Below are 19,336 nucleotides of genomic sequence, written 5' to 3'. Positions count from 1 at the left end.
CGAGGATTGCAGTTGGTCGTTGAGAAGGATCTGGAGGCGGCGCTTGATCTCGTCCGGGCCAACGCCGCGGGACCGGTGGCTGGCGTGTTCGGCCCCGACACGGTGACCTGGCGGATCGACCGCGAGGCCGTCATCTTTCTCGGTGCCGGCCGCGCGCTGTTGCTGCAACTGGCGCATCCCTGGGTCGCGGCTGCCATCGCCGAGCACTCCAAAACCCTTGCCGATCCGATCGGCCGCTTCCATCGCACCTTCGACATCGTCTTCGCCATGGTGTTCGGCTCGCTCGACCGGGCCATGTTGTCGTCCCGGCAGCTGCACCGGCGCCACGGCATGATCGTTGGCGAGATGCCGGAGACCATCGGTCCGTTCGCTGCGGGCTCGCGCTACTGTGCCAACAACATCCCGTCGCTGCGCTGGGTTCACGCGACGCTGGTCGAGACCGCGCTGATGGCGCACGATCTGGTTTTGCCACCGCTCGGGGAGGAGGAGCGGGAGCGCTACTGGGTCGAGAGCCGAACGTTTGGCGCGCTATTCGGACTGACGACCGACGATCTGCCGGCGGACTGGTCGGGCTTTGGGGCCTACACAAATGCGATGGTGCAGTCGGACACGCTGACCGTCAGCCCGGCGGCACGCGAGATCGCCGCGCAGATCTTTGGCGGCGCGCGACCGTGGCTGCGGCCGCCGCGATGGTACCGCGCGCTCACGGCGAGCCTGCTTCCCGAGCGGTTGCGCGCGGGCTTTGGCTTTGATCTCGACGAGCGAGATAAGAGAGCAGCCGACAACGCGCTGAAATGGATAAAGCGCGTCTATCCGAAGCTGCCGGACCGGCTGCGCTACGTTGGTCCCTATCAGGAAGCACAGGCGCGCCTGCGGGGCGAGCCGCGGCCCGACTGGATGATCCGCTGTCTCAACCGCGCCTGGATCGGCCGGCCGCAGATGGACCAGCGCGGGAAGTAGCGCCTCACACTGCCGCCAGCTTGCGATACAGCGCGCTATAACTGCCGGCCGAGATGCTCCAGGAGAACGACCGCCCCATGGCGCTGCGGCGCATGGTGTCGAGCTGGTCCTGCGCCATGAACGCCTCGAAGGCGCGGCGGACGCCGCCGAGGAAGGAGTCATGTGAGGGTTTTGCGAACAGGAACCCGGTCTCCCCGTCGCTGATGGTCTCGGCCAGGCCGCCGGTCTGGTGACCGATCGGCAGCGAGCCGAAGCGCTGGGCGTACATCTGGCTCAGCCCGCACGGCTCGAACCGCGACGGCATCAAGGTGAAATCGCTGCCGGCGAAGATGCGCCGCGCCTGGGCGTCGTTGAAGCCGATGGTGACGCCGATGGCGTCGGGGCGGCGGCGATGGGCGCCGATCAGCGCCTGCTCGAGCGCCGGCTCGCCGGAGCCGGTGACGACGATCTGCCCGCCGGCATCGATGATCTCGTCGGCGGCCGACAGCACGAGGTCGATGCCCTTCTGGTGCACGAGACGGGCGACGATCGCAAACATCGGGCCGCGCGAGACCGCCAGGCCAAACTGCTTGCGCACGTAATCCGCATTGGCCTTCTTGCCGACCCAGTCGCCGGCGCCGAATTGCTGCGCGAGCTGGGCGCAGGAGCGCGGGTCCCAGCTCTCGTCGATGCCGTTGAGAATGCCGGTGAGCTCAGCCGCATCGGAGCGGACGCGCAACAGGCCTTCGAGGCCGCAGCCGAATTCCTCCGTGGTGATCTCGCGCGCGTAGGTGCCGCTGACGGTGGTGAGGTGCGAGGCGTAGACCAGCCCGGCCTTGAGGAAAGAGAGCTGGTCATAGAACTCGACGCCGTCAATGTGGAAGGAGCTTTCGGGGATGCCGATCCGCCGCAGCGACTCCTTCGGGAAGAGACCCTGATAGGCGAGGTTGTGGATGGTCAGGATCGACGGCAGCTTGGCGCCGCGCCAGGCGAGGTAAGCCGGCACGAGCGAGGCCTGCCAATCGTTGGCATGGACCAGGTCTGCTGCCCAATTCTTGTCCAGCTTGCCCATGGCAAGCTCAGCGGCCGCCGAGGCAAAGCGCGCGAAGCGGATGTCGTTGTCGGGCCAGTCGCGCCCCAACTCGTCGCCATAGGGATTGCCGGGCCGGTCGTAGAGTTGTGAGCACAACAGCACATAGACCGGCAGGCCATCCTTGGTTGCGGCCCGGCCGAGCGAGCAGGCCGGCATCTCCGCGAAAGCCGGGCAGCGGCCAACGATCTGTATATGCGTGAGTTGCTCGATGATGTCGCGATAGCCGGGCAGCATGATCCGGATATCGGCGAAGGGACGAAGGGCTCTGGGAAGGGCGGCGGAAACGGCTCCAAGTCCGCCGACGCGGACGAAGTCGTCCATCTCTGTCGTAACGAACAAGACCCTCAAGAACAGTTGCCCCTCTGCCCGAGCCCGTTTGCTGCTATGCAAGAACGGGTCCAGTTGCCCCTGAATTCCGCAGCCCGGCCGGAAGACGTGTCTGCGCGGTAAAGACTTTCCTACTCAGCCGCCGCCATCTAGGGTCGCCGCACCAACAACAAAGAACATCGATTGTTCCTAAGAGATCCAAGGACGCGGCAAGCATGCAGCTAGCAGATAAGCATGAGGGGACGACGACAAAGGCCTTCGCCGGTCTCAGGGTGCTGGATTTTTCGACCACCATCGCCGGCCCGCACTGCGCCCGGATGCTCGCCGACATGGGCGCCGAGGTCATCAAGATCGAGACCGACGGCGGCGAGACGATGCGGACGCGGCCGCCGCTGCGCAAGGGCTGCAGCACCGTGTTCGGCCAACTCAATGTCGGCAAGAAGAGCGTCGTGCTCGACCTCAAATCCGAGGACGGCAAGGAAGCGGTCCGCCGGCTGGTCGCCACCGCCGACGTCCTGGTCGAGAACTTTCGCCCCGGCGTGATGCGCCGCCTGCGGCTCGATTACGACAGCCTGCGCTCCGTCAACCCAAAGCTGATCTACTGCTCGATCTCCGGCTACGGCCAGAGTGGCCCCTCGGCCGAGCTGCCGGCCTACGCGCCGGTGATCCACGCGGCTTCGGGTTATGACATGGCGCATCTCGCCTATCAGCCCGGCCGCAACCGTCCCGACTATTGCGGCATCTACCACGCCGATGTCGTCACCGGCACTTACGGCTTCGGTGCGATTGCGTCTGCGCTCTATCAGCGCACCGCGACCGGGCTCGGCCAGCACATCGACGTCTCCATGCTGGAATCGATGCTGACCTTGACGGTGATCGAATTGCAGAGCTCGCAATTCGCGGTGAAGCCGCCGCCGCGCCCGATGTTCGGCCCGACCGAGACTGCCAACGGCTATGTCATGATCACGGTCGCCAGTGAGAAGACGTTTCAATGTCTGATGGGCGTAATCGGCCGGCCCGAATGGATCTCCGATCCGCGCTTCGCGACCTACGCGCCGCGGCGCGAGAACTGGGCCGACATGATGGACGGCGTCGAGGCCTGGTCGAAGCCGCTCACGACCGACGCATGCCTTGTGGATTTAAGCGCCGCCGGCGTGCCGGCCTCGGCCTATCGCACCATCACCGAAGCCCTGGCCGATCCGCAGCTCGCGCATCGCCAGGCGCTCTCGTCGGTGGAGGATGGAGGCGGCTCGTTCCAGGTGCTCAACCTGCCGTTTCGGATGACGGGGGCTGATACGACGCCGGGCAAGTCCATGGCCGTGCTTGGCGAGCACACGGATGCACTGCGCGACGAAGTTGGCTTGCCATCAACCGCGGGCGTCAACTAGACGGGTCCGGGTTTGTCTCGTCCCGCCGCCCGTGGCATGGTGACGCGACAATGACAAGCATGCCGGGAGGACGCCGATGAAGAGTTTCAAGGTCGCCGATTTCAAGGCGCCGCTGCAGGAGTTCGACGAGGCCACGCCGCAGCCGTCGGGCACGCAGGTGCTGATCAAGGTGAAGGCCGCCGGCGTCTGCCACAGCGATCTCCACATCTGGGAAGGCGGCTACGATCTCGGCCACGGCCGCAAGCCGCTGTCGCTCAGGGATCGCGGCATCAATCTGCCGCTGACGATGGGTCATGAGACGGTCGGTGAAATCGCGGCCTTCGGTCCTGACGTGAAGCCGACCGATCAGGGCGACCTCAAGCTCGGCGATATCGGCCTGGTCTATCCCTGGATCGGCTGCGGCAAATGCGCTGTCTGTCTTGCCGGCGACGAGAACATGTGCGCGACGCCGCGTTCGCTCGGGGTCTATTGCGACGGCGGCTATTCCGATCACATGCTGGTGCCGCATCCGCGCTATCTGCTCAACCTCAGGGGGCTCGATCCCGCGACGACCGCGCCCTATGCCTGCTCGGGCGTCACCACCTACAGCGCACTAAAGAAGGTCGAGCAGCATTTCGACACGCCGATCGTGCTGTTCGGCGCCGGCGGCCTCGGCCTGATGGCGCTGTCGCTGCTGAAAGCCATGGGCGGCAAGGGCGCGATCATGCTCGATATCGACGCCAGGAAGCGCGAGGCGGCGGAGAAGGCCGGCGCGCTCGCGACTGTCGACCCCAAGGCGCCGGACGCGCTGGAGCAGCTGGCGAAGAAAGCGGGCGGGCCGATTCGCGCCGTGATCGACCTCGTCGGCAACGCCGCAACGACGCAGCTCGGCTTCGACTGCCTCGCCAAGGGCGGCAAGCTCGTCATCGTCGGCCTGTTCGGCGGCGGCGCGACCTGGGCCTTGCCGCTGATCCCGATCAAGGCGGTGACGATCCAGGGCAGCTATGTCGGCAATTTGCGCGAGACGCAGGAGCTGCTCGATCTCGTGCGAACCAAGAACATCGCCCCGATCCCGGTGACGACGGCACCGCTCAACAAGGCCAACGACGCGCTGGTGCAATTGCAGCAGGGCGCAGTGGTCGGGCGCACGGTGCTGACGCCGTAGTATATGCTGTTAGTTTGTCGTCATGGCCGGGCTTGACCCGGCCATCCACGTCTGGCCACAGAGCAAGTATCGAGGCGTGGATGCCCGGGGCAAGCCCGGGCATGACGATGGAGAGAGCAGGAACAAATGTCCGAAAACAACGCCTTCCACATCGCCGTGCTCGCCGGTGACGGCATCGGTCCCGAAGTCATGGCGCCGGCAATCGAGGTGCTGCGCAAGATCGAGACGAAGTCGGACCTGCGCTTCCGCTTCACCGAGGCGCCCGCGGGCGCCAACCACTATCTCGCGACCGGTAAGTCGATGCCTGATACCACGATCAAGCTGTGCGAGGAGGCCGATGCGATCCTGCTCGGGGCCTGCGGTCTGCCGTCGGTGCGCTACCCTGACAATACCGAGATCGCGCCGCAGATCGAGCTGCGCTTCATCTTCGATCTCTATGCGGGCGTGCGGCCGGCCCGGCTCATTCCCGGCGTGCCGAGCCCGATCGTCGGCGCGGATAAGCTTGGCATCGATCTCGTCGTGATCCGCGAATCCACCGAAGGCCTGTTCGCCTCGATGGGTAAGGGCGTCGTCACCCATGACGACGCGCGCGAGACCATGGTGATCACGCGCAGGACTTCCGAGCGGCTGTTCGAGTTCTCGTTTCGGCTGGCCGAACGGCGCAAGGCACGCGGCAAGCCGGGGATGCTGGCCTGCGTCGACAAGGCGAATGTGTTCAAGGCCTTTGCGTTCTTCCGCGGCATCTTCGACGAGATCGCAAAAGGCATCCCGAGGTGAAGACCGATCGGCTCTATGTCGATGCCTGCTCGGCGATGCTGGTCAAGCGCCCCTGGGATTTCGACGTGATGGTGATGGAGAACATGTTCGGCGATATCGTCTCCGACATCACCGCGAGCCTGATCGGCGGCCTCGGCATGGCGCCGTCCGCCGACATCGGCGACAAATACGCCGTGTTCCAGCCCTGCCACGGCACCGCGCCCGACATCATGGGGCACGGCAAGGCCAATCCCACCGGCATGATCCTCTCCGCCGCGATGATGCTGGACTGGCTCGCCCACAAGCACGGCGTCGAGAGCGCGGCGGAAGCGGGCGCGCAGATCGAACGCGCGGTGGATCGGGTCTATGCCGGCGGCCTCAAGCCGATGGAGTTCGGCGGCAGCAACGGCACCGCCGATATCACCAAGGCGGTACTTGCGGCGCTGTAGCGGCTGCTACAAGAAAAAGGGGCCTCGCAGCCCCCTTCGCATTTTACCAGCGGCGCCAGTGGCGATGGCCCCAGCCCCAACGGGGGCCGTAACCGTAGAAGCGTCGCGGGCCGCCATAGTAACCGTAGGCGCCATAATAATTCGGACGCCACCAGCAGCGGCCCCAGGCGTTGCAGACCATGCGCACCTGATCGACATTCGCAGCCGGGCCGCTTGCGACCTTGTCGGCTTGCGGAATGCCATTGGGCATCGCCGCGAGCGCTTGTCCCGACGCCAGCGCAGCGCTGCACAGGGCAGCCAGACCAAGAACAGCAAGTTTGAGTTTCATCGCGATCTCCCTCGTTGGTGGCGGGAGAACTTGCGGCAGATCAATTGGTTGCTATCGCAGCGCCGGGCGGCGAGGAATTTAATCTTGGTGAATGAAGGTTCAGCTTCGCTTGCCTTTGCCTACTTGCTTCAGCATCACTTCCCCGAAAATAGCGGCTTGCGCTTTTCCATGAAAGCCTGCCGGCCCTCGCGGAAATCCGAGCTGTCCATGCAGGCCGTGCCGACCGCCTTGATCGCACCCATGTCGCGTGCGCTCTCGTCCTTCAGCACCTCTGCAATGGTGATCTTGGCGGCCTTGATCGCGAGTGGCGCGTTCTGCGAGATCGTCTCCGCAATCGCCATGGTCTCGCCCCAGAGCTGGTCGTCCGGGATCACGCGTTCGACAAGGCCAATGCGCAGCGCCTCGGCGGAATCGATGCGCATGCCCGTGTACATCAGCAGTCGCGCCCAGGACGGGCCGACCAGCGACACCAGGTGACGCAGGCCGTCATAGCCGTAGGCGATGCCGAGCCTGGCGGCAGGAATGCCGAACTGGCTGTCATGCGCGGCGATGCGGATGTCGGCGAGCATCGCGACTTGCATGCCACCGCCGAGACAAAAGCCATGGATGCAGGCGATCGTCGGCTTCGGGTAGTCGGCGAGCAGCGCGCGCTGGGCGGCGCTGCGTTTTCCATATTCTTCGGATGCGGCCGCGTTGTGACGCGTCTTCTCGAACTGGCTGATATCGGCGCCGGACACGAACGCCTTGCCGCCCGCGCCCCGCATAATCACGACACGCACCGTCTCGTCGTCGCGCAGGTTCGTCAGTGCCTCGCCAAATCCTTCCCACATCTCCAGCGACATCGCGTTGTGCTTGTCGGGATTGTTGAAGGTGATCACGCCGACGCCGCTCTTGGCCTGCGTGAGGATCTTGCCGTCGGCGTAGGAGGTTTCGTTGGAGAGGTCAGGCATCGCGCGCTCGCTTGTCTCTGGCGAGGTGCAATGTGCGGCCGGGGCAAGGCCCGGGTCAACCGCGGCAGGGCGGTGGGCTTTGCATCCGCCCGTGCCGCGATTGCATGCCTACTGCGCCATATGCGCGGTCAGCGGATGGTTGCCGGCATTGCTGAAGAAGGCGGCCTCTTCGGCGGTGGCCTCCAGCAACTGCTCGTCCTGGTTATAGATGTCGTTGCGGAACTGGATGGTCTGGTCCCTGGTCATCCAGGCCGTGAGGTAGATCCAGGCCACCGGCACTTTCTTCGCCATCGCGACCTCCTGATGCTGCCCGGTCGCGATGTCCGCGTCGATCGCGGCGCGGGTCCATTTCGGCTGGTCCTTGAGCAGCCAGGCGGCGAGATCGCGCACATTGTCGACGCGGGAGCAGCCGTGGGAATCGAAGCGATAGTCGTCGCTGAACAGATTGCGCTGATTGGTGTCGTGCATATAGACCGAATAGGAGTTCGGCATGTCGATCTTGACCGCACCGAGCGCGTTGAAGGTGCCGTTCTGCTGGCGCACGGTGAAGTTCGGCGTGTGCGTGCCCGACCAGTCGACCGAATGCGGATCGATCGGACTGTCGTGGCCGTCGAGCACCTCCATGTGCATGCGCGACAGATAGGTCGGATCCTTGCGCATATGCGCGGAGATTTCGGTCTTGGCGATCGAGGACGGCACCGTCCAGGTGGGATTGAGCACAACACCGGTGATCTGGGCCGTCAGGGTCGGCGAGGGCTTTTCGGTCTTGCCGACGATGACGCGATAGCGCCGCACCACGACGTCGTTCTCGACCGCTTCGGCGAAGGCTGCCGGGATGTTGACCACGACATAGCGCGGGCCGAAGCCGAAATTGGTGTTTTCGAGCCGCTCGAGCGAGGCCTCGAGCTGTTTGATGCGCTTCTGCACCGGCACATTCATCGCCGCCAGCGTCCGCGGCGTCATCATGCCGGTCGGCGCAAGACCGTGGCGGGCCTGGAAGCGTTTCACGCCGTCCGTGAGATCCTGGTCGAAGGCGCCGCTCGCCTTGTCGGCGGCGAGGTCGCCAGAGAGGATCAGCCGCTTGCGCAGGAGGTCGTCGTTAGCGCCCTGGATGCCGAGCGCGAATTTGGCGTCCGCGGGGATCGTCGGCCAGCCGCCGCGCACTGCGAGATCGGAATAGCTCAACGCGGCGTCCTTGATCCGCTGGGCGGTGCCTTCGTCATAGGTTGGCTCATGCGTCAGTGCGAGCGCTGCGGCGGAGCGGCTCTCGGCGATCGACGCCGGTGCCGCGGTTTTGGGGGCGGCAGCGTGGGCCGGGCTGGCGGCTGTCGGCACTGTGCCGGACGGGGCAGCGGAAGAGGTGCCGGACAAGGTGTTGGACTTGGGGCCGGCCTGGCCCGTGATCTCGGTCTGCGCGAGCGCGGACGCGCTGGTGAGGAGGCCCACGGCAATGATCACGGCATGGCGTTTCGACATCTGTCTGGTCTTCCCCAAAGAGGCAATTCCCGGCCGCCGTGCTGCGCGCGCCGATTCACGGAATCGGCGGGAAGCTAGGGCATCAGGGTTGCGGTCCCATTAAGCACGGCGCATCAAGGCCTCCAGCACGTCCAGTGCGGAGGCTCTCGATTAGGTCGCACCAAGATTGGGACGGGTTCGCGAAAACCGCGACGAGAGGCAACAAAATGCCCAAAAAAAGAGGCGGCCAAGCCGCCCAAAAATGGAAGGCCGCGCGCAGGTTGCGCGCAGGCCAAATCCGATCCAGTCAGTCTGATCCAATCAGGCCTCGCCCAATCCGGCCGCGTCTCCGTGACGCGGCGGATTGAACATCGGCCGTGAAGGCCAGGCCGTTGATCGGCTCAGGCTTCGTTCGCCGCGATCGATTCCATCAGGGAGACGAGCTGACGCTGCACCGTCTGATCCTTGATCTTGCTGTAGGCGCGCAGCAGGCGGAGGCTGAAGGCGGAGTCCAGGAACAGGAGGCTCTCGACTTCGCGCGCCTTGTTGTCGCCGTCATAGAAGAAGGTCACGGGCACATCGAGGGCGGTGGCGATCTGCTGAAGCCGAGCCGCGCCAACGCGATTGACGCCCTTCTCGTATTTCTGGACCTGCTGGAAGCTGACGCCGAGCTTTTCGCCCAGCTCGGCCTGCGAGATTTTCATCTCGACGCGCCGCAGACGGATCCGCTTGCCCAGCTCAATGTCCGGCTTGCCGGCACTGCGCTGCTTCATTCTCTTCGCCGCTGCTTTCATTTTCGTTTTCACCTTTGTTCTTCGGTTGAAAATCCCCCGAAGAGCTGGGTCAGGGGTTCGCCCATATACGAGTCCTTGAATTCATGCGGGTGCACGAACTCTTCCTTAAACCACGGGAAGCGAGCCGGATTGAAAGCCTCGATCAGCCAGTCAATCATGTGCCGCACGCGTGGAATCCGGCCGCTACCAGCATGGTAGGACAACCAGATATCCAGCGGTCGGTTCAACTCGACCTCCAGTGGAATCAACTTCCCGCCAAGCGCAATGGCATAGCTCGGGAATACGCCGATTCCGGCGCCATTCGCGACAGCCCAGTAGTTGGCGCTTGAGACGTTGGTCTTCATGACCAGAAGGTCACGTTCCGGAACGCCCGGGAAGAAGCTCTCGAAGGTCTCCTTGGCGGCGATCTGATCGGCGAATTGCAGCACCAGGCGGTGCTTGATCAATTCCGCCGCGGTGCGCGGCGCGCCATATTTCTCGACGTAACTCCTGGAGGCCCAGAACATCAGGTGCATGCGGCCGAGCCGCACCAGCTTGACGTCAAGCGCCGAGGGTCGCGACAGATGGATGGCGACGTCGGCCTCATGGCGGGAGACGTCGGCCGAGCGCATCGCGCAATGCAGGTCGACCAGAATATTCGGATAGGCCTGCTGGAATTCCACCAGCCGCGGGGCGAGCCAGAACGTACCCAATCCCTCGGTGATGGCGACGCGGACCTCACCGGTGAGGGCGTTGGCCGTCGAATCACTGGCGCGCAGCACGTCGAAGGCAGCCGCCTCCATGCGCTCGACGGCGGAGACCACCAGCGCGCCTTCATCGGTGAGATGGGTGCCGTGGACGTCGCGCGTGAACAGGGTGGTGCCGGTCTGGCGCTCGAAATCATCGATCCGCCGGCGGACGGCGTTGATCGACAGCGACAAGCGCTCAGCCGCCGAGCGGAAACTGCCGCGTCGAACGACTTCCAGGAATATGCGGGCCGCATCCCAGTCCGAGAGGCCGCTGATATTTGTTTTCAGGCGTTCCTCCAGCGGAACGCCCCTTTCCGCCAAGGAGTGCATACAAGTCCCTTCGGGTCGCTAAACTGGCAGAATCTAGCAGAAACCACAACCACGACGGGTTGGGGACGGTGAGTTTTGAACGCCATACTTACCGCGCCTGAAGTGGTATTTGAGTAAGTCTGGGATTGGGAATCGGGCCGATCGTTGCCCGGAAGAGGGGTACGCGTGCGTTCCGTTGCGAGCCTCGAAATGGCTGCGGGATTGCCGGGTCCATGTGGGCCTGACGGTGGCGTGCGAAATGTCGCGCGCGCTCATGGGGTGGATCGATCGCGCCTGCTTGAGCGTTTCATCTCTAATCGTTTCGCCTTTGACCGTTCCGCCTTTGACCGTTCCGACTTGCGCCGCGTAGCGATGCCGTCCGGAACCGCGGTCTCGACGCAGAAACAGATTGAAATCGCATTCGAGGGCACGGACTCCTCGTGCTATCCTTGGGCCTCTTTGGGGGCCGAGGGGATCGTTCCAAGCGCATCTCGCAGCCCGAATTAACGGAAAGAACGCCGGTGTCGCATTCAGACGAACAGCTGCAGTCGGTGCTTGAGACGCTCGAGGAGTGCCGCAAGGTTCTCAACGAGAGCAACAACCGCGAGTCGGCTGAGCTGCTCTCGATCGTCATCCTCGATGTGCGGATGAAGCTCAAAGGAATTGACAGCGCCGACCTCAAGGCGCTGTGCGACGAAATGCTGCGGAGCGCTGCCAGCGAACCGCTGCCCCCCTCCAAGCAGACGCAGGACCAGCCCCGGCGTCCGCTGCTCCGCGTGGTGAAGTAGCTGCGCCGCCGAATCTCGCTTTTTGGCGAGATTTGTGCGCGTCCCGATGCCGTATCTGTGATCACAGACGGCATCGGGAGGAGCCCTGGTTTGATCGCGCCTCTTTGATCGCGCCTCTGTTGCGCATTCCCCGGCATCGGCTACACCAGAACCGGTTCGGCTCCGGTTCCGTGCGCATTCCCCGCGCCCAGTCCGAGGGCCCGGGATGGCTCCGACTATACCATGCAAAATGTTTCGATTACGGCGGCGCTGATCGCCGGCCTCGTCAGCTTCCTCTCGCCGTGCGTCCTGCCCCTGGTTCCGCCCTATCTGATCTACCTCACCGGCGCCACGATCGAGCATGTCGAGAGCGACGAGTCCGCTTCGGCCTCGAAGCGCGCGATCATGATGGCGGCGCTGCTGTTCGTGCTCGGCTTCTCCACCGTGTTCGTGGCGCTCGGCGCCAGCGCCTCGTTGGTCGGTGGGCTGATCCGGGCCTGGTCGGCCGAGCTGTCGATCCTCGCCGGGATCGTCATCATCATCATGGGCCTGCACTTCCTGGGCCTGACGCGGATCGGCCTGTTGATGCGCGAGGGCCGCCTGACCGCGCCCAAGCCCGTCGGGCTCTGGGGCGCCTATGTGATGGGTCTCGCCTTCGCGTTCGGCTGGACGCCCTGCATCGGTCCGATCCTCGCCGCGATCCTCTCGATCGCCGCCGCCGAATCAACGGTGACGAAAGGCGCAGGGCTCCTCGCGGTCTATTCGGCGGGCCTCGGCATTCCCTTCCTGGTCGCGGCGCTGATGATCGAGCAGTTCTCAAAACTGTTCGCGCGCATGAAGGGCCACCTCGTCAATGTCGAGCGCGCCATGGGCGTGCTGATGGTCATCACGGGCATCGGCTTCCTCACCGGCGCGGTTTCCAATGTGAGTATCTGGCTGCTGGAGACGTTTCCGGCGTTGCAGACGATCGGCTAGGTACTCACCGCAAACCGCGCCAGTGCATCGCGGTCGATCTCGATGCCGAGCCCTGGACCTTCGGGCACGCGCACGACGCCGTTCACGTGCTCGATCGGTTCTTTCAAGATCGCCTGCCGGATCGGATGTTCGGTGCGGTCGAATTCGAGCAGCGGCTCGAGCGGCGTCAGCGAATTCGGCGTGTGCGACGGCAGCACGGCGAGGAGCTGAAGCGAAGCCGCGATCGCGATGCCAGTGCCCCAGACATGCGGATTGTAGCGGATGCCGAATGCTTCGCTCATGTCGGCGATCTTCTTGCATTCGGTGAGGCCGCCGGCCGCGCAGGTGTCGGGCTGGGCGATGTCGAGTGCGTGCGAGGCGAACAGGTCGCGGAAGCCGAAGCGCGTGAATTCGCACTCGCCGCCGGCGATCGGAATCGTCAGCGCAGATTTTACCGCGTGGCAGCCCGCAACATCCTCCGGCGGCACCGGCTCCTCGAACCATCCAATGTCGTGGGGTTCGATCAGCCGGCCGAGCCGGATCGCTGCGACCGCGTCATAGGCGTGGTTGGCATCGACCATCAGCGCGACATCAGGGCCGATCGCCTCGCGCACGGCGCGCGTGACTGCGGCATCCTCCGCGGTGCCGAAGCCGACCTTCAGCTTTACGGCGCGGAATCCCTCCGCGACATAGCCGGCCGCTTCCTCCGGAAGATATTTGAACGGATCGCCCGATTTGCGCCGATAGAGCCCGGTCGCATAGGCCTGTATCTCGGTGCGTGCCGCGCCGCCGAGCAGCTGGTACGCGGGCACGCCGAAATGCTTGCCCTTGATGTCCCACAGCGCGATGTCGATGCCGCTCAGGCCCTGGATCACGACGCCCTTCTGGCCGTGATCGCGCAGGCGCGCATAGATCGTTTGCCACAGCACGTCGGTGCGCAGCGGGTCCTCGCCGATCAGCCAAGACGCAATGTTTGCGACCACAGCCGCATTCATCCGCGCCGGCCCGTAGCATTCGCCCCAACCGGTCAAGCCCGCGTCGGTCTCGATCTCGACCAACATCGCGGTGCGGGTGTCGTACCAGGCACGCGAATAGGCGAAGGGCTGCGAAAGCTTTGCTTCGAGGATGTGGGTTCGAACCTTGGTGATCTTCATGCCGATGTCCCCGCTTCATTGCCTTTCGTCCAGCGCGCAGATCACCGTGCAGACCACGCCGCGCGGCAGAAAGTCGACGGTCGCCTCGCCGCCAAGCTGGTCGCGCGCGCTGCGCTCGATCAGGCGCGAGCCGAAGCCGCGCCGCACCGGCGCCGTCACCGGCGGGCCACCGATCTCGGCCCAGATCAGCCGCAGTCGCGGCTTCGGCGCGTCCGCAATGACTTCCCAGTCCAGCGTCACCCGGCCGGTCTCGTTTGACAATGCGCCGTATTTTGCGGCGTTGGTCGCGATCTCATGCACGATCATCGACAGCACCACGGCGAGCCGCGGCGACAGCGGGACCGTGGGGCCGTCCATCCGGATGCGTTCGGGATTGCTCAGCAGGAACGGCTGGAGCACACGGACGACCACATCCTTCAGCTCCGAGCCTGCCCACTTCTCCTGGCTGAGGAGATTATGCGCCTCGGCGAGCGCACCGAGACGTCCCTCGAACTTGGTCCGCTCGTCGCGGCTTGCGCTGCGGAAGGTCTGCACCGCGATCGCCTGCATCAAGGCCAGCGTGTTCTTGACGCGGTGATTGAGCTCCTCGATCAGGAGATTGTGCAGCATGTCGCCGCGCGCGATCGTGGTCGCCATCCTGACCGCAAAGGTGAGGCCGATCAGCAGCAGTACGCCGCCGATCAGGCTGGTGATCGCGATGTTGCGCCAGAGCGGGGCGATCAGCGAGCTCTCCGGGACGCCGGCGGCGACCGTCCATCCGGTCAACCGCGATCGCGTATAGGCCGATGCGAGCGCAATGCCGTCGAGCGAGATCGACGAGAGCGCCGCCTCGGGCGCACGGAACATAGCCTCGTAGAGCGACGGCGTGGCCTGCTTGCCGAATGTTTCGGTTGGATTGGGGACGCGCGCGAACACGACGCCCTTGCTGTCGAGCAGCGACACGGTCCATTGCTCGTCCGGGCGCTGCCGCTCGACGAGGTGCTGGAAGATGTCGATCGGCGGGCTGAAGGACAGTGTGTAGACGACCTCGCCGTCGCGGAGCACGGGGACTTCGACCGTGACGATCGGACGCTTCTTGGACGACCCGATGAAAAGATCAGAAAACTGCGGCGTCTTGCTGGCGAAGACCCGTTCAACGACGTCGCGGTTGTTGCGCGACGGCAGGCTCGCCGTGTCGGTCGTCAGCGTCGAGAACAGCTGGTGCCCGGACCTGTCGGCCAGCAGCAAGACGCTGTCCTCGCCATACTGGCTGATGAACCCCGCTGCCAAGCGCCGGAAACTGTCGAAGTCGCCCCTGCGCAAGGACTCGCTGAGTGCGAGCACTTGCAAGCCCCCCGTCATCCGCTGCACTTCGGAGTCGAGCACAAGGCGCATGCTTCGCACTGTCTCGAGCACCCGGCGTGCCGCCTCGCTGCGGTCCTGGCGATAGTTGGAATAGGCGAGGCCGACGGCGAAGACGATCAGCGGCAACATCGTTCCCGTGACCAGGAGAGCGAGCCGGACCGGCAGGGTGAGCTTTGACAAACGGGGACGCCCTTGCTCCGGTGCGACGGCACCGGCGGCGCGAAGCATAATGCGACGCGGCGATTGCGCCACTGCGCATTTGGTAGGCTACGTGCCGGTTCCCCCGGCACGCTCGGTGCGGTGCGAAACGTGCTTACAGATTGCTCTCGGTGATTGCGGCGTACACCATGCTGCGCAACTCGCGCCGGAGCGGGTACGCGCTCGACGGCAGCACCTGCGTCATGAAGATGGTGATCAGCTCCTCGGCCGGGTCGATCCAGAACGAGGTCGTAGCCGCGCCGCCCCAATTATATTCACCGGGGCTGCCGGCGATCAGCGTCTCGGCCGGGCGCATGGTCACGGCGAAGCCGAGACCAAAGCCGATGCCGTTGTAGCTCGCCTCTGAAAACAGCGAGCGCGACACCTCCGGCAGCGTTCGCCCCCCGGGAATATGGTTGCTGGTCATCAGCGCCAGCGTCTTCGGTCCGATCAGCCGGACGCCGCCGAGTTCGCCGCCGTTAATCAGGGTACGGCAGAAGGTGAGATAGTCGGCGACCGTCGAGCACAGCCCGCCGCCGCCGGAGATGAGCGAGGGTGGCGACAGGAACGAGCTGTTGGCCGGGTCGTCCTGGAGCGTCAGGCCCTCGCGGCGCTGACCGGCATGGAAGGTCATGCCGCCGCCGCCGGGATCGGCGGAATAGCAGGCCGCGAAACGGTGCGCCTTGGAGGCCGGCACGTGGAAATCGGTGTCGGTCATGCCGAGTGGATCGAGGATCCGCGTTTTGAGGAACAGTTCGAACGGCATGCCCGAAATCTTGCCGACGAGGTAACCGAGCACGTCGGTCGAGACCGAGTAGTTCCAGGCCTCGCCCGGCGAGAACTCCAGCGGGATTTTGGCGAGGCCCTCGATCATAGTCTGCAGCGTACCTGCTTTCTCCACCTCGCCGATCTTCTCGGCGCGATAGGCGGAATCGACGTTGGAGCGCTGCTGGAAGCCGTAGGTCAGTCCCGACGTGTGGCGCAAAAGGTCGACGATCAGCATCGGCCGGGTCGGCGGCCGGGTCAAAAAGGCCGGCGCGGTGCCGGCGACGAACACGCCGAGATCCTTCCATTCCGGAATGTATTTGGCGACCGGCTCGTCGATTGCGACGAGGCCTTGCTCGACCAGCATCATGAAGGCGACGCTGGTGAGCGGCTTGGTCATGGAATAGATGCGGTAGATGGTGTCGTCCTTGACGGGCGCCTTGCGTTCGATATCGGCAAAGCCCTGCAGCGAGCTATGGGCGATCTTGCCGCGGCGGTAGACCAGGAGATGCGTGCCCGGAAAGCGGCCGGCATCGATGTAGCGGCTCTTCAGATGGGCATCGACGCGGTCGAGCGCGGCCTTGGACATGCCCACGGATTCGGGCGAGGCGGGGGTAGCGGCGAGCATCAGTTCCTCCGGGTCGTTTTGTCCGAAAGTTGATAGCCAAACGGCGGCCTTATTCCAAGCGGGTCGCGCTTAACGCGACCCTGTCGGTTGGTGTAGGCTCCAGTCTGGAAGGCCTCCAAGGCGCCCTAGAGATCCTGGGGCCAACGAGAAAAACGCAGGCAAACGCACCATGACCCAGTTCAACGAGACCGAACTCACCGAAGCCGTCGTCAAAAGCTTCGACAACACGCCGAACCCGCGCGCGAAATTCCTGCTCCAGGAATTGGTGAAGTCGCTGCACGATTACGTGAGCAAGACCGGTCTCAGCTTCGAGGAATGGGACTACGCCATCGATTTTCTGACCCGCACCGGCCAGAAATGCACCGACACCCGCCAGGAATTCATACTGCTCTCCGACGTGCTCGGCGTCTCCATGCTGGTCGACGCGGTCAACCACCGTGACCGCGACGGTGCCACCCAGACCACCGTGCTCGGCCCGTTCTATGTCGGCGAGCACAAGGTGACGGCCCATGGCACCGACATCTCGCCGAACAATCTCACCGGCGAGCGGATGTTCGTGCAGAGCCGCGTCACCGATCTCCAGGGCAAGCCGCTCGCGAATGTGCCTGTCGACGTCTGGCACGCCGATGACGACGGCTTCTACGATTCACAGAAGCCGAACTACGACGAGGTCGGTGCCTCGGCGCGAGCGCGCTTTGTGACGGACGGCGACGGCCGCTTCTTCTTCCGCACCATCCTGCCATGTAGCTATCCGATCCCGACCGACGGCCCGGTCGGCGAGATGATCATGCAGACCAAGCGTCATCCGATGCGGCCAGCGCATGTGCACTTCCTGGTCAATGCGAAGGGCTACGAGCCGCTAATCACCCACGTCTTCATGGATGGCGATAAATATCTCGATTCCGACGTCGTGTTCGGGGTCAAGGACGACCTCGTCGCCAAGGTCGAGCCGCGCAACGATCCGACGATGCCCGACGGCGCCAAGGCGAACGGGCCATGGCACCTGATGACCTACGAATTCCATCTCAAGCCGGGCGGCGGCATCGCGCCGAAGCCGTTGGGGACGCAGGCCAAGGAGCCGGCGTGAGGGCTCGATCTAGCGCGCATGCAAGAGCGCGAGCAGCGTGACGACGGCGCAGGCCAGAACAACCGTGGTCAGCTTCCAAAACAGCAGCGGATTGCGCTCGATCAGCGGCGTGGTCCGTGTGCTGAGATAGGCCGGATTGGGGTTTCTGAGCTCGTAGGTGAATTCGGACAGATCTTCGTGGCGCTTGTTGGGATCGGGGTGCAGCGCCTTGCGCAGCGCGCCGTCGATCCAGACGGGGACGGCGCGGTCGTCGTGGCCGGGCGGACGATATTTCAGCTTCCACGCATCCGATCGTCCCCGGATCCGGGCGATTTGGGCGCCATAAGGCAGATCTCCGGTCAGCATCTGGTAGCAAATCACGGCCAGCGAGAACATGTCCGACCGCGGCGAGCCGCCTTCGCCGAGAAAGTATTCCGGCGCAGTGTACTGCACCGTGCCGAGGATTTCGGCGTCGGCCGAATCTGGTGCGGCCTCGACGATTCCGGCAACCTTGACCGCGCCGAAGTCGATGATCTTCGCGGTGCCGGTCTTGTCGATCAGGATGTTGTCGGGTCTCAAATCCTGATGCAGCATCTCCATGCGATGGAACGCGCGCAAGCCTGATGCGATCTGGTCGACGATGCCACGTACGGTCTCGAGGTCGGGCCGCGGATTGTCCAGCATCCATTGTCGCAGCGTCTGTCCCTCGATGAACTCGGTCGCGACGTAGAGATAGTTGCGTCGTTTGGATCGCGAGCGGGGCTTGAGGACGTGCGGGCTGTCGATCCGACGCGCAATCCATTCCTCCATGAGGAAGCGCTTCAGATAGGCGGGATCGTCGCGGAGATCGATCGAGGGGATCTTCAAGGCAACCCTCTCCTCGGTCTCGCTGTCGACGGCGAGATAGATGTGGCTGCGGCTGGAGGCGTGCACTTCGCGAACGATGCGGTAGCCGTCGAACAACGCGCGCGGCTCCGGCAGCGGTGGCAAAGGCAGTTCCGTCGTGCCGCCGAAAGTGTCGGATGAGCCGGTTTGCGGCATCTCGTCGATGCGCAGGATCTGGACGGTGATGTTGTCGTCGCTGCCGTGTCGATAGGCCTCTTCGACGATGGATTTCGCTGCCCTATCGAGATCACCGGCATGGGCATCCAACGTGCCGGTGATGAAGCGATGATCGCTGAACTCGTAGGCGCCGTCGGTCGCCAGCAAGAAGATGTCGCCTTGCTCGATCTGGAGCGACTGATAGTCGATTTCGATCTGCGGATTGATGCCAAGCGCGCGGCCGAGATAGGTCTGCTCCGACGAGACGATGATGCGGTGGTCTTCGGTGAGCTGTTCGAGGGCCTTGCCGGCGACACGGTAGATCCGGCAGTCGCCGACGTGGAAGATATGGGCCATGGTCGATTTGACGACCATCGCGGTGAAGGTGCAGACGTAGCCCTTGTCACGCTCATAAGCGTATTGGCTACGCCGCGTTTCGGCGTGCAGCCATGAGTTGGTGGCTTCGAGAACGCGGCGCGCCGAATTCTTCACCGTCCAGGATTCCGGCGTGCAGTAGTAATCGGTCAGGAAGCTCTTGACCGCCGACTCGCTTGCGACCTGGCTTACCGCGCTGCTCGAGATGCCGTCGGCCAGCACGACGGCGATTCCCTTCAGGCTCAGCAGCGGCTCCGTCGGGATGAGGGCACCGTGAAAGTCCTGATTGACCGGCTTGCGCCCCTTGTCGGAGTGCTGCCCGATCGAAATTAGCAAGCCCCGGCCCATCCTCGCCACCAATGCAAAGGGAGCCTCACCTTATCA

At 64.3% G+C, this 19,336-nt stretch carries 16 protein-coding genes and 1 pseudogene; 7 read left to right on the top strand and 10 right to left on the bottom strand.

All coding sequences use genetic code 11. From position 1 onward, the window contains the following. The first annotated feature begins 12 nt into the window (after positions 1–12). Entirely contained in the window at positions 13–960 is a 948-nt protein-coding gene (locus tag JJE66_RS25965) for an oxygenase MpaB family protein (protein ID WP_200517301.1), read from the top strand. Between the two features lie 4 nt (positions 961–964). On the opposite strand, the gene glgA is transcribed toward JJE66_RS25965, so the two are convergent. Continuing rightward, the gene (gene glgA, locus JJE66_RS25960) at positions 965–2,422 is read right to left on the bottom strand and encodes a glycogen synthase GlgA (RefSeq protein ID WP_200517300.1); all 1,458 of its coding nucleotides are present in this window, start codon (positions 2,420–2,422) and stop codon (positions 965–967) included. 152 nt (positions 2,423–2,574) lie between these two features. On the opposite strand from glgA, the gene JJE66_RS25955 reads away from it, so the two are divergent. The 3 genes and pseudogenes from JJE66_RS25955 (at position 2,575) to JJE66_RS25945 (ending at position 6,096) form a co-directional block, all read left to right on the top strand. Continuing rightward, the gene (locus JJE66_RS25955) at positions 2,575–3,747 is read left to right on the top strand and encodes a CaiB/BaiF CoA-transferase family protein (RefSeq protein WP_200517299.1); all 1,173 of its coding nucleotides are present in this window, start codon (positions 2,575–2,577) and stop codon (positions 3,745–3,747) included. A gap of 76 nt (positions 3,748–3,823) precedes the next feature. Then, complete coding sequence (locus JJE66_RS25950; protein WP_200517298.1) at positions 3,824–4,891, top strand: alcohol dehydrogenase; 1,068 nt, start codon at positions 3,824–3,826, stop codon at positions 4,889–4,891. Between the two features lie 126 nt (positions 4,892–5,017). Beyond that, a pseudogene (locus JJE66_RS25945) lies at positions 5,018–6,096 on the top strand (isocitrate/isopropylmalate dehydrogenase family protein). 43 nt (positions 6,097–6,139) lie between these two features. On the opposite strand, the gene JJE66_RS25940 reads toward JJE66_RS25945, so the two are convergent. The 5 genes from JJE66_RS25940 to JJE66_RS25920 all read right to left on the bottom strand — a co-directional run bounded on the left by JJE66_RS25940 (position 6,140) and on the right by JJE66_RS25920 (position 10,681). Next, a complete protein-coding gene (locus JJE66_RS25940) occupies positions 6,140–6,424 on the bottom strand; it encodes a hypothetical protein (protein ID WP_200517297.1) in 285 nt (94 codons plus the stop codon). A 134-nt stretch (positions 6,425–6,558) separates the two neighbouring features. After that, complete coding sequence (locus JJE66_RS25935; RefSeq protein WP_200517296.1) at positions 6,559–7,374, bottom strand: enoyl-CoA hydratase; 816 nt, start codon at positions 7,372–7,374, stop codon at positions 6,559–6,561. 108 nt (positions 7,375–7,482) lie between these two features. After that, the gene (locus tag JJE66_RS25930) at positions 7,483–8,850 is read right to left on the bottom strand and encodes a murein L,D-transpeptidase (protein ID WP_200517295.1); all 1,368 of its coding nucleotides are present in this window, start codon (positions 8,848–8,850) and stop codon (positions 7,483–7,485) included. Between the two features lie 380 nt (positions 8,851–9,230). Continuing rightward, positions 9,231–9,602 (bottom strand): helix-turn-helix domain-containing protein, encoded by a 372-nt coding sequence (locus tag JJE66_RS25925; protein ID WP_014497036.1) that lies wholly within the window; start codon positions 9,600–9,602, stop codon positions 9,231–9,233. A 29-nt stretch (positions 9,603–9,631) separates the two neighbouring features. Then, complete coding sequence (locus tag JJE66_RS25920) at positions 9,632–10,681, bottom strand: LysR family transcriptional regulator (protein WP_200517294.1); 1,050 nt, start codon at positions 10,679–10,681, stop codon at positions 9,632–9,634. A 500-nt stretch (positions 10,682–11,181) separates the two neighbouring features. On the opposite strand from JJE66_RS25920, the gene JJE66_RS25915 reads away from it, so the two are divergent. Next, the gene (locus tag JJE66_RS25915) at positions 11,182–11,448 is read left to right on the top strand and encodes a hypothetical protein (protein WP_200517293.1); all 267 of its coding nucleotides are present in this window, start codon (positions 11,182–11,184) and stop codon (positions 11,446–11,448) included. Between the two features lie 222 nt (positions 11,449–11,670). Beyond that, positions 11,671–12,402 carry a cytochrome c biogenesis CcdA family protein gene (locus JJE66_RS25910; RefSeq protein WP_200517292.1) on the top strand — a complete coding sequence of 244 codons (732 nt, stop codon included), beginning with the start codon at positions 11,671–11,673 and terminating at the stop codon, positions 12,400–12,402. Here JJE66_RS25910 and JJE66_RS25905 read toward each other — a convergent pair. From JJE66_RS25905 to JJE66_RS25895, 3 genes are all read right to left on the bottom strand, one after another. After that, positions 12,399–13,535: a mandelate racemase/muconate lactonizing enzyme family protein gene (locus tag JJE66_RS25905; RefSeq protein ID WP_200517291.1), complete on the bottom strand. Its 1,137-nt coding sequence runs from the start codon at positions 13,533–13,535 to the stop codon at positions 12,399–12,401. The two genes, JJE66_RS25910 and JJE66_RS25905, sit on opposite strands and share 4 nt — an antisense overlap. 15 nt (positions 13,536–13,550) lie before the next feature. Continuing rightward, a complete protein-coding gene (locus JJE66_RS25900; protein WP_200518775.1) occupies positions 13,551–15,008 on the bottom strand; it encodes a sensor histidine kinase in 1,458 nt (485 codons plus the stop codon). Positions 15,009–15,192: 184 nt separating this feature from the next. Further along, complete coding sequence (locus tag JJE66_RS25895; protein WP_200517290.1) at positions 15,193–16,470, bottom strand: serine hydrolase; 1,278 nt, start codon at positions 16,468–16,470, stop codon at positions 15,193–15,195. A 169-nt stretch (positions 16,471–16,639) separates the two neighbouring features. Between JJE66_RS25895 and JJE66_RS25890 the strand changes: the two genes are divergently transcribed. Beyond that, complete coding sequence (locus JJE66_RS25890) at positions 16,640–17,557, top strand: intradiol ring-cleavage dioxygenase (protein ID WP_200517289.1); 918 nt, start codon at positions 16,640–16,642, stop codon at positions 17,555–17,557. 9 nt (positions 17,558–17,566) lie between these two features. On the opposite strand, the gene JJE66_RS25885 is transcribed toward JJE66_RS25890, so the two are convergent. Beyond that, on the bottom strand, positions 17,567–19,300 hold the full coding sequence (locus tag JJE66_RS25885) for a bifunctional protein-serine/threonine kinase/phosphatase (RefSeq protein WP_200517288.1): 1,734 nt from the start codon (positions 19,298–19,300) through the stop codon (positions 17,567–17,569). Between the last annotated feature and the right edge of the window lie 36 nt (positions 19,301–19,336).

It is taken from the genome of Bradyrhizobium diazoefficiens (assembly GCF_016612535.1).
Lineage (GTDB): Bacteria > Pseudomonadota > Alphaproteobacteria > Rhizobiales > Xanthobacteraceae > Bradyrhizobium > Bradyrhizobium diazoefficiens_C.
Note: the sequence above shows the minus strand (reverse complement) of the source record. Positions and strands in the feature narration are given on the sequence as shown.